Genomic DNA, 11,332 nt, shown 5'->3' on the forward strand with positions numbered 1-11,332 from the left:
GATTCTATATGGGCATTCTATATGAAGAAAAGTCAAGGCAGTTTCATCTGTACAACGATAAAATCAGCTATATTATGGCCTGTCTTCCCAACGGACAGATGGGACAGCTTTACTATGGGAAGCGGATACGCCACAGGGAGGACTTCGGCCACCTGCTGGAGTTTGCACACAGGGATATGGCCCCCTGTGTCTACGAGGACGACACGACATTTTCACTGGAACACATCAAGCAGGAATACCCGGCCTTTGGCACAGGGGATATGCGGTACCCGGCTTATGGAATCAGAAGAGAAAACGGAAGCAGAATCAGCTGCTTTGTATACAAAAAACACACCATACAAAGGGGGAAACCGGAGCTGCCGGGCCTGCCAGCCACCTATGCGGAACAGGATGAGGAGGCGTGTACCCTGGAGCTGTACCTGGAGGACCCTGTGGCCGGCATGGAGCTGGTGCTTCTCTACACAATCTATGAGGAGCTGCCTGTGCTGGCCCGCAGCGCCCGGTTTATCTGCCGTGGACCGGAGACAGTCTGCCTGGAACGGGCCATGAGCCTGTGCCTGGATTTGCCGGACCCGCGTTACCAGATGGTGGACCTGACCGGGGCCTGGTGCAGGGAACGGTATATGGATGTCCATGGACTTCACCAGGGGGTCCAGAGCATTCACAGCATGAGGGGACACAGCAGCCACCAGTTTAATCCCTTTATCTGCCTGAAACGGCCTGATGCAGGGGAGGACAGCGGCGAGGTTATTGGCATCAGCCTTGTGTACAGCGGCAATTTCCTGGCCCAGGCAGAGGTGGACACCATGGACACGGTCCGGGTGACCATTGGAATTCATCCGGAGGGATTTAACTGGCCCCTTTATCCGGGGGAGGAATTCCAGACGCCGGAGGCAGTGATGGTATATTCTGCAGAGGGCTTAAACAGTATGAGCCAGGTGTTCCATCGGCTCTACCGGACCAGGCTTGCCAGGGGATACTGGAGGGACCGGGAGAGGCCCATACTGATTAATAACTGGGAAGCCACGTTTATGGATTTTGACGAGGAAAAGATTCTTTCCATTGCAGGAAAGGCAAGGGAGCTGGGCATAGAGCTGTTTGTGCTGGATGACGGGTGGTTTGGAAAACGGGACGATGACACTACCTCCCTGGGGGACTGGTATCCGGACCTTCATAAGCTGCCGGACGGGATAACAGGACTGGCAGGAAAAATCAGGAATATGGGGATGAAGTTCGGCCTGTGGTTTGAGCCGGAGATGGTCAGCCGGGAAAGCCGGCTCTACCGCGCCCATCCGGACTGGATGCTGGGGAGCACGGACCGGCCGGTGTGCACGGGAAGGCACCAGTATGTGCTGGATTTCTCAAAGGACCAGGTGGTGGATTATATTGGGGACAGGATGGAGGAGATACTGGGAGACGGCGGTGTATCCTATGTGAAATGGGACATGAACCGGAGTATTTCCGACCTTTTTTCAGCCGGCCGGGATGCGCAGTACCAGGGAACCGTTTACCACAGGCAGATACTGGGGGTCTATAAGCTTTACCAGCGGCTTACCAGGGATTTCCCCCGGGTCCTGTTTGAGTCCTGCGCCAGCGGAGGCGCCAGGTTTGACCCGGGCATCCTGTACTATGCTCCCCAGGGCTGGGTTTCAGACGATACCGACGGAGTGGAGCGGGTAAAAATCCAGTACGGAACCAGTCTGGTATATCCCGTCAGCTCCATGGGAAGCCATGTGTCCGCCATACCCAACCACCAGACCCGGCGGAATGTTCCTTTGGCGTCCAGGGCAGCGGCAGCTTATTTCGGCACCTTTGGGTATGAACTGGACCTGAACCTGCTTACAGAGGAGGAGCAGTACCTGGTAAAGGAACAGGTGCGGTTCATGAAGGAGCACAGAAAACTGATTCAGCAGGGAAGGTTTTACCGGCTCATAAGCCCCTTTGAGGGAAATGAGGCTGCATGGATTGTGGTATCGGAGGATGGAAACAAGGCCATGGCAGCGTATTTCCGGTTCCTGCAGCCTGTAAACACCGGCTTTAAGCGGCTGGTCCTCAGGGGATTGAATCCGGAGACAATGTACCGGGTCAGCGGGCTTGGGTATACCTGCTACGGGGACGAGCTCATGAGCGCAGGCCTGATTCTGTCGGACGGGGCCAGCGGCGTGCGGACCAGCCCTGTGCCCCAGGGGGATTATTTGTCCAGGTTATTTTTGGTGGAGGCACAGCCTTGACAAAAGCGTTCCGGCAGGTTATACTTAACAGGCAGTTTTCAACAACTGCCCGTGTGGGCATTTGTTGATACATCTGCGTATGTACGGCCTAATATGTCATAAAGTTTCCACGCAGCCGGGGAGATAGCGGTGCCCTGTACCTGCAATCCGCTCCAGCAGGGGTGATACCTTGCCTCGGGCTGTTTGCTGCGAAGCTGCCTTGTGTAAGTGGCGTTGACGTCTGGGTCTTACGCAACGGGAATCCGTGAACCGTGTCAGGGCAGGAATGCAGCAGCACTAAGCGGAACCTCCCGTGTGCCGTGAGGCAGCCTGGATTGAGTTAACTGTATGAGTAACGTTCGTGGCAGCAGCACAAAGCAAGGTGCGTGGAATTTAAAAATGGGATATAAATCTGAGGATACGTTACTGTATCACCGGATTTATGTCCCATTTGTATTTCAGAATGGCGTGCGGCTGTTCTGATGCATAGCCGTCGGGCTGATGCTGCGGGGCTGAAAGGCGGGGCGGTTGCAGGATGGATGGTTGTCCGAATTTATACTTGCCCCGATAACACCTTTGCGTTATAATTACAAAATGGGTATAATAGAACCATTCCCAGGAAACATAACAGAAAGTGAAGCAACTCTATAAGGAGGAAGTGCAATATGAGAAGAATAGGAATGCTGACCAGCGGCGGAGACTGCCAGGCACTGAATGCCACCATGAGAGGCGTGGCAAAGTCCTTATACAACATGTTTGACGACGTGGAAATCATTGGCTTTGAAGACGGATATAAAGGACTTATGTATGCAGACTATCAAATCATGAAATCATCCGATTTCTCAGGTATTCTCACCCAGGGCGGTACCATCCTCGGCACTTCTCGCCAGCCTTTCAAGCTTATGCGCACTCCTGATGAGAATGGACTGGATAAGGTGGAAGCCATGAAGCACACCTATAAAAAGCTGAAGCTCAGCTGTCTTGTAGTGCTGGGCGGAAACGGCAGCCAGAAGACAGCCAACATGCTCAGCGAAGAGGGACTTAACGTGGTATCCCTTCCCAAAACCATTGACAATGACCTCTGGGGCACGGATATGACCTTTGGGTTCCAGAGTGCGGTGGACGTGGCCACCAATGCCATTGACTGTATCCATACCACGGCAGCGTCCCACGGACGCGTGTTTATCGTGGAGGTCATGGGACATAAGGTGGGATGGCTGACCCTGTATGCAGGCCTTGCAGGCGGGGCGGACATTATACTTCTTCCGGAGATACCCTATGATATAAACATTGTATGCGATGCCCTGACCAAGAGGTCCAAGGCAGGCAAGCGCTTCTCCATCCTGGCAGTGGCCGAAGGCGCCATTTCCAAAGAAGATGCCAAGATGAGCAAGAAGGAACTGAAGGAAAAGAAGAAAAGCGGAGTGGTATATCCTTCCGTGGCCTATGAAATCGGGGCCAAGATACAGGAAGTCATCGGCAGCGAGGTAAGGGTAACTGTTCCGGGACATATGCAGCGCGGCGGCGAACCATGCTCGTATGACCGTGTGCTGGCAACCAGGCTGGGGGCTGCGGCAGCCAGGCTGATTGCGGAGGAACAGTATGGCTACATGGTGGCGGTGAAGAACAACGATATTACCAGGGTACCCCTCTCTGAGGTGGCGGGAAAGCTTAAGACCGTGGACCCGGAGTGCTCCATGATTAAGGAAGCCAAGATGGTGGGTATCAGCTTTGGCGATGAATAAGAAAATAAATTCATATCAAGATAGAATAATAGGAGTTGCCTAACATGTCATATACGGCGTTATACCGCAAGTGGCGTCCTGTTTCTTTTGAAGATGTAAAAGGCCAGGACCCGATTGTGCAGACACTGAAAAACCAAATAACGTCGGAGCGAATCGGCCATGCTTACCTGTTCTGCGGTACCAGGGGAACAGGTAAGACCAGTATAGCCAAGATATTTGCCAGGGCAGTGAACTGCGAACATCCGGCAGACGGAAGTCCCTGCAACGAATGTCCCACCTGCAGGTCCATCCAGGCAGGTTCCTCCATGAATGTGGTGGAAATCGATGCCGCCTCCAACAACGGCGTGGAGAACATACGTGATATAAGGGAGCAGGTGCAGTATCCTCCCACAGAGGGACGTTACAGGGTATATATCATCGACGAGGTCCATATGCTTTCCATAGGTGCCTTTAACGCCCTGTTGAAGACGCTGGAGGAACCGCCCTCCTATGTGATTTTCATACTGGCCACCACAGAAGTGCACAAGATTCCCATTACCATACTGTCCCGCTGCCAGCGCTATGATTTTAAGCGCATATCCCTAGAGACCATAGCGGACCACCTGAGGGAGCTGACCCGGGCCGAGCAGATTCAGGTGGAGGACAAGGCCCTTCTCTATGTGGCAAAGGCGGCAGACGGCTCGCTCAGGGATGCCCTGAGCCTTTTGGACCAGTGCGTGGCCTTTCATTACGGAAAGGTGCTGACCTATGACAATGCCCTGGAGGTTTTGGGGGCAGTGGATTCCAGCGTGTTCAGCCAGATGTTCGGCGCCATTGTGGAGAGCAGGACAAAGGACTGTATATGCAGGCTGGAGGATATTGTGATTCAGGGGCGGGAGCTGGGCCAGTTTGTCACTGATTTTATATGGTATATGAGAAATCTCCTTTTAATCCAGAGTGCAGACGATGCAGAAGGCCTGGTGGATATGTCGGAGGAGAATTTAAAACAGCTGAGAAGCGATGCAGGCAAGGCGGACGGAAACACGCTGATGCGGTATATCCGTATTTTTTCCGAATTATCCAACCAATTGCGCTATGCCAGCCAGAAGCGGGTGCTGGTTGAGGTGGCGCTTATTAAGCTGACGCGCCCCTCCATGGAGCCTAACCTGGATGCCATTCTCCAGCGGCTGGGGGATTTGGAAGCCCAGATGGAGGACCTGGAAGCAGGCCGCATGGCCATTCCGGCAGCAGCTGTCAGCCAGATGTCTGGGGGCATACCCGGTGGACCGCCCCAGACAGGCGGAGCCATGCCTCTGAGCGGAGGAGCAGTGCCCCAGATAACAGCGCCCTATGCTGCGGGGCTTCAGGCGGACCCCGGGGTCCCGCCGGAAAAGGTAGCCCTGCCCCAGGCCCAGCTGGAAGACTTAAAACTGGTGCGGAACGAATGGGCCAAGATTGTCCGCAGCATAGGAGGCGGAGCCAAGTCTTATCTCAGGGATACCGTGGTGGAGCCTGGCGGAGAAGGATGCCTGACCATTGTGTTCATGGATTCCATGAGCTATGATATGGGCAAACGGCCCACCGTCATAGGGGAGCTGGAACGCTATGTGGAAACAAATTTCGGCAGGTCCATTTACTTTAAGACCAGACTGGCCGGACGCGGGGAGCGGCTTAATACGATTTACGTGACCCAGGAAGAATTGGAAGAAAAGATTCATATGGATATTACATATGAAGATGAATAATAGAAAGATGAATAAATGGAAATGATAGGAGGATAATACACCATGGCAAAACGTGGCGGATTTTCAGGCGGAATGCCTGGCAACATGAATAATCTTATGAAGCAGGCGCAGCGTATGCAGCGGCAGATGGAGGAGACGACCAAGGAGCTTGAGAATAAGGAATACACAGCTGCTTCGGGCGGCGGTGCGGTCAGCGTGACCGTGTCCGGCAAAAAGGAAGTGGTTTCCGTTAAGCTGTCTCCGGATGTAGTGGATCCGGACGATATTGAGATGTTAGAGGACCTGATTGTGGCAGCTACCAATGAGGCTTTCCGTCAGATGGAGGCTGAGAGCAGCGAGGCCATGTCTAAGCTGACAGGCGGTTTAGGCGGAGCCCTGGGCGGAGGTTTTCCCTTCTAATGGATTATTACAGCAGTCAGATTACCAAGTTAATAGAGGAACTGTCCAAGCTCCCCGGAGTTGGGGCCAAGTCGGCCCAGCGCCTGGCATTCCATATTATCAACATGCCGAAGGAGCAGGTGGAGGAGCTGGCGGGAGCCATGACAAGCGCCAGGAATAACGTACGTTATTGTAAGGAATGCTTCACCTTGACGGATAAGGAACTGTGCCCTATCTGCAGCAGTGAAAGGCGGAATCATAAGACCATTATGGTGGTGGAAAATACCAGGGATTTGGCTGCTTATGAGAAGACTGGCAAATACGATGGGGTTTATCATGTGCTGCATGGCGCTATTTCTCCTATGCTGGGGATTGGCCCGGGGGATATAAAGCTGAAGGAATTGATGCAAAGGCTCCAGTCGGATGTGGAGGAAGTCATTATTGCCACCAATTCCAGCCTGGAAGGCGAAACAACGGCTATGTATATAAGCAAGCTGATAAAGCCTTCAGGGATTAAAGTGACCAGAATTGCCAGCGGAGTACCCGTTGGCGGGGATTTGGAATACATAGACGAAGTAACACTTCTTCGGGCATTGGAAGGCAGGACGGAACTTTAGACAGCAGATTTCCATACCGGGAACTAGCGATAGGGAGATGCAAAAGATGGATAAATACGAGTTTAACATAAAGGTTGAGCAGATTAAGAAGATGGTAAGCCGCGGCGACTATGAGACAGCCATGAAGATTGCTGATACCATAGACTGGCGCAGGGTGCGGAATGTAAACATCCTGTCCATGGTGGCAACCATCTATGAGAAGAACGAAGAGTACCAGGAGGCCAAGGACATCCTGCTGCTGGCATTTGAGCGGGCGCCCATAGGGAAACGCCTGCTGTTCAAGCTGGCGGAGCTGGCGATTAAGGAAGGCAGCTTTCAGGAGGCAGAGGACTATTACAGGGAATTCTGCGACCTGGCGCCGGATGACCCCAGGCAGTATATTCTGCGTTACCTGATTCTGGGGGCAAAGGGGGCGCCTGCAGAGCAGCTGATTCATACCCTGGAGCAGTACTGCAACATTGAGCTGGATGAAAAGTGGCTCTATGAGCTGGCGGAATTGTATGCAGAGGCTGGTATGGGGGAACTCTGCGTCATGGCCTGCGACAAAATCATGCTCATGTTCGGCCTGGGGAAATATGTAGAAAAGGCCATGGAGCTTAAGATTCAGTTTGCACCCCTGACAAAGTACCAGATGGACCTGGTGGAGAACAGGGATAAATATGAGGCCCGCCTCAAGGCCGTGGAACAGGAGTACCGCGCCGGAAAACGGCCGGCTGACTATGAGCCTATGCCTGAGAGGCAGACGGAAGTCTCCCCCCAGTCCTATATGGCCCGCCGGGAGGCTGCCTTTGCCGTGGAGCCGGATGCGGAGTACCCGGAGGACAGATATCAGGAAGACGGATATGCAGAGGACGGATATCAGGAGAGCGGGTACGCACAGGGAGGATATCAGAAGGCCGGGTACACGCAGGACGGATATCAGGAGAGCGGGTACGCGGAAGATGGATATCAGGAGAGCGGATACGCGGAAGACGGATATCAGGAAAGCGGATACCCACAGGGAGGATATCAGAAGGCCGGGTACGCGCAGGACAGGTATCAGGAGAGTGGATACGCAGAAGACGGTTATGGGGAGGGCGGATATCCGGAACGCGGATATCACGAAGATGAAAATGGGCAGACCGGATATCATGCAGACCCATACCCGGAAGAGGATGACTCTGAGGAAGCATATGGAAGGCAGGGGTATTACGGAAATGATTATCCTGACCGGAATCAGCGGGAGGATGCAGAAGAAAACACTGCTGCCGGATACACGGAGGAAGACCAGGGGGACGGAGCCGGGGCGGAGGAACCATATGAGGACGAGAACGCCCATACCCAGGTTACCATAGAGCCAGAGGATTCAGATGAGGGAGAGGAGCCTGTAAAGGAAGGACAGTCCCAGTGGATGCCGGATAAGCCCCAGATTCTGTCAGATGAGGCGGTCCGGGCCAGGATGCATGAAGCAGAGGTCCAGGCAAATCTGGCCAGAGAAATGTCCAGGTTATCAGACGGACGGCACAGGCCGGAAACAACGTCTGCCCAGACACGGGTGCTGACCGACATAAAAGATTTGGGGAAAGAATCATCTGTCCAGGAGTCGCATCATTTCATGATAGAAGCAGAGTATTCCAGCTCAGGCCTGGACCAGGCCATCGAACTGCTCAAGAAGATTCACAAGGAGACAGGAGCGAAGAACCAGGCTGCCAAGATAACGGGAGAAAAGCTTAACAGCAAAGGGGTATTTGCCATTGCAGACAAACTGACGGGCAAGGACCTGATTATTGAGCAGGCGGGCGCCATGGAGGAATCCACCCTCCAGGAGCTGAACCAGCTGATGGCCAGGGATGAGACCGGCATGAATGTGGTCCTTATAGATGTGGCTGGTAATCTGGCCCGTATTCACAAGGTATATCCGGGATTAGCCAAACGGTTTGAGTATGTAGGGAAGATGGGACCGGAGGAGGTTGCCTATGTGGCGCCGGAGGGGGATGACCGCCCTGTGCGTCCGGTGCAGCTTCGCAGGACAGAAGAGCCGGCTGTACCCAAAAAGGTCCAGAGCCGCTCCGCGGAACCAGCCACGGGGAAGGTTCAGCCTGTTCAGGAACCAGAGGTTCCAAAGAGCCTGCCGAAACCAGAGGCAGAGCAGAAGCCAAAGCCGGTACGCAGGAAGCCGGAAGAGGTCCGCTCGGTAACAGCTGCCCGCAGGGAAGAACACAAAGAAGAGGAACCAAAGGCAAAGAAACCGGAGGCGGTGAAGGCATCTCTTCCAAAGAAGGAACTTCCTTCAAAAGCAGAGGATAATGCGCCGGTCCTTCCCCAGCAGGAAGAGCCGGAGTATGACGACCAACAGGAGATGGATATTGACGAGTTTGCCCAGTACGCATGTCAGTATGCCAGCGACATTGACTGCAGCATATCAGGAAAAAGCATGCTGGCCCTCTATGAGCGGATTGAAATCATGGAGGAGGACGGCGTACCGCTTACAAAGGTAAATGCCGAAGACTTGATAGAAGAAGCTGCTGATAAGGCGGAGAATCCATCCTTCTTTAAGCGGATTACAGGAATATTCTCGTCCAAGTATGACAGGGACGGTCTTCTGATATTAAAAGAGGAGCATTTTATATGATGACCATAGGTTTAATTGCACTAGACCTTGACGGCACTCTGCTGGACAGCCAGAAGAACCTGTCAGAGCGCAACCGCAGGGTGCTGGAACGCTGTGCCGGCATGGGTATCCAGATAGTACCGACCACGGGCAGGGCTGTGGATGGTATAACGGAAGCAGTACGGTCCCTGCCGGGAGTGAATTATGCCATAACCACCAACGGCGGTACTGTGGCGGACCTTGTAAAAGGAACCAGTCTGAAACGGTGTACCCTGACCAATGCAAAGGCGCTGGAAGTCATGGATATTGTAAAAAAATACAGGGCAATGTACGACCCGTATATAGACGGAAGGGGAATTTCCCAGCCTGAGTTCATCGAGCATATGGAGGACTACGGTCTGAGCTCTGTGATTCAGAAAATGGTACTCTCCACCAGGGACGTTGTGCCCAATATCCTGAAATATGTGACAGACTGCGGGAAAGACGTGGAGAAGGTCAACGTATATCTGTCCGATGTGAGGGACGCAGTGCCCCTGCGCAGGGAGCTCTCTGCTGTAGAGGGCATTGTCATAAGCTCATCCCTGTATAACAATCTGGAAATCAATGCCCTGGGAGCTACGAAGGGAAATGCGCTTATGTGGCTGGCGGATTATCTTGGGATTGCTCCCGGGGCCACCATGGCATTTGGGGATGGGGAAAATGATATTTCCATGCTGGAGGCAGCCGGAGTAGGCGTTGCCATGGGAAATGGACTTGACATAGCTAAGAGTGCGGCAGACCGGATTACGCTGACAAATGACGAGGATGGAGTTGCAGACGCCATAGAACGCTTGATTTTCAACTAAAAGAAAGACTGAAACAATATGGACATGATATTAGAACACTGGCTGTCTGCCGGTGCCGGAGTTTTTCTCGCCGGCATGGTGCTGTATGGGCATTACAGGGGAGCGCTGAAGCAGTGTGTATCCCTGGGAGCACTGATACTTACCATCATATTAGTAAAGGTGGCCACGCCGTATATGACGGGCTTTATCAAAGACAATCCCTCCATACGCCAGAGTGCGGCGGAGGCCATACTGAATGCAGCGGGCTGGGAAGAACTGCCCGCTGAAGCAACGGAAATGCCGGCAGCGCAGCGCATTGCCATTGAGAATCTGAACCTGCCCCAATCCGTAAAGGAAATGCTGCTGGAGAACAATAACAGCGAATTTTATCATTTGCTGGGAGTGGACCGGTTTGCGGAATACGTCAGCACATATCTGGCTGACATTCTTATCAATGCAGTCAGTTCCATCATCCTGTTTGCAGCTGTCTATATTCTGATTCATCTGGTGGTGCGATGGCTGGATATTATTGCGCGGCTGCCCATTCTGTATGGATTAAATCACTTAGCCGGCGCTGTACTGGGGCTGGTTCAGGGGCTGCTTCTGCTGTGGATTGGCTGTTTTCTGGTAGGAATCTTTGCAGCCACGCCTTTGGGCATGGCATTGGAGGAACAAATCAATGCAAGTGCCTGGCTGCGTTTTTTACATCAGTACAATCTGATTAATATTATTCTGGGCGGCATTATCCGGGGCATTCTATAGAAGAAAAAGGTATAATTGTTCCTATAATATATATAATTAAAACAAATCGCTGGGAGGGGATGGAAACATCTGTAAACAGCGATTTTTTTATTAACCACAAAATATAGAAAAATACAGAAAAAATAAGCATATTTAGTGGTGGGAAAATAAAGTTGAAAATTGTATAAAAAAATGGCACAAATTCCCTTGACAAGTTGCGAAAGTAGTGATATATTAAAGGTCCACCGCGCAAAACGGTGGGACAGCTCTTGAAAATGAGTTGAAAAAGTTGTTGACAAACAGTGACAGATGTGGTAATATATAAAAGTTGCTGTTGAGACAGACGACAAAAAAGAAAAAAGTTGTTGACAAACAGTTGCAAATATGATAAACTATCAAAGTTGCTGCTGAGGCAGACAACAACAGAGAACCTTGATAATTGAAGATTAGACAGTATGTAAAACCCTGAAAATTCTAAAAACAAAAGGTCTGGTTTAGACCTT

8 protein-coding genes and 1 other RNA gene are annotated in these 11,332 nt (G+C 52.3%); all 9 read left to right on the plus strand.

The genetic code is table 11. The features are described 5' to 3' along the window. The first annotated feature begins 8 nt into the window (after positions 1 to 8). The 9 genes from I2H39_RS26815 to I2H39_RS26855 all read left to right on the plus strand — a co-directional run bounded on the left by I2H39_RS26815 (position 9) and on the right by I2H39_RS26855 (position 10,850). Positions 9 to 2,231: an alpha-galactosidase gene (locus I2H39_RS26815; protein ID WP_195627961.1), complete on the plus strand. Its 2,223-nt coding sequence runs from the start codon at positions 9 to 11 to the stop codon at positions 2,229 to 2,231. A 107-nt stretch (positions 2,232 to 2,338) separates the two neighbouring features. Continuing rightward, positions 2,339 to 2,600: signal recognition particle sRNA large type (ffs, locus tag I2H39_RS26820), an RNA gene on the plus strand. 275 nt (positions 2,601 to 2,875) lie between these two features. Beyond that, positions 2,876 to 3,955, plus strand: a complete 1,080-nt coding sequence (locus tag I2H39_RS26825) for an ATP-dependent 6-phosphofructokinase (protein ID WP_138310335.1) — start codon at positions 2,876 to 2,878, stop codon at positions 3,953 to 3,955. A gap of 44 nt (positions 3,956 to 3,999) precedes the next feature. Next, positions 4,000 to 5,679: a DNA polymerase III subunit gamma/tau gene (gene dnaX, locus I2H39_RS26830; RefSeq protein ID WP_138310334.1), complete on the plus strand. Its 1,680-nt coding sequence runs from the start codon at positions 4,000 to 4,002 to the stop codon at positions 5,677 to 5,679. Between the two features lie 42 nt (positions 5,680 to 5,721). Beyond that, a complete protein-coding gene (locus I2H39_RS26835) occupies positions 5,722 to 6,078 on the plus strand; it encodes a YbaB/EbfC family nucleoid-associated protein (protein WP_138310333.1) in 357 nt (118 codons plus the stop codon). Next, the gene (recR, locus tag I2H39_RS26840; protein ID WP_138310332.1) at positions 6,078 to 6,674 is read left to right on the plus strand and encodes a recombination mediator RecR; all 597 of its coding nucleotides are present in this window, start codon (positions 6,078 to 6,080) and stop codon (positions 6,672 to 6,674) included. Before I2H39_RS26835 ends, recR begins: the two co-directional genes overlap by 1 nt. Positions 6,675 to 6,720: 46 nt before the next feature. Continuing rightward, positions 6,721 to 9,285, plus strand: a complete 2,565-nt coding sequence (locus I2H39_RS26845) for a tetratricopeptide repeat protein (RefSeq protein WP_195627962.1) — start codon at positions 6,721 to 6,723, stop codon at positions 9,283 to 9,285. Beyond that, the gene (locus tag I2H39_RS26850; protein ID WP_138310330.1) at positions 9,282 to 10,109 is read left to right on the plus strand and encodes a Cof-type HAD-IIB family hydrolase; all 828 of its coding nucleotides are present in this window, start codon (positions 9,282 to 9,284) and stop codon (positions 10,107 to 10,109) included. Before I2H39_RS26845 ends, I2H39_RS26850 begins: the two co-directional genes overlap by 4 nt. Before the next feature lie 18 nt (positions 10,110 to 10,127). Beyond that, entirely contained in the window at positions 10,128 to 10,850 is a 723-nt protein-coding gene (locus I2H39_RS26855; RefSeq protein ID WP_195627963.1) for a CvpA family protein, read from the plus strand. Positions 10,851 to 11,332 lie beyond the last annotated feature (482 nt).

It is taken from the genome of Clostridium sp. 1001283B150225_161107_B6 (assembly GCF_015556325.1).
Lineage (GTDB): Bacteria > Bacillota > Clostridia > Lachnospirales > Lachnospiraceae > Enterocloster.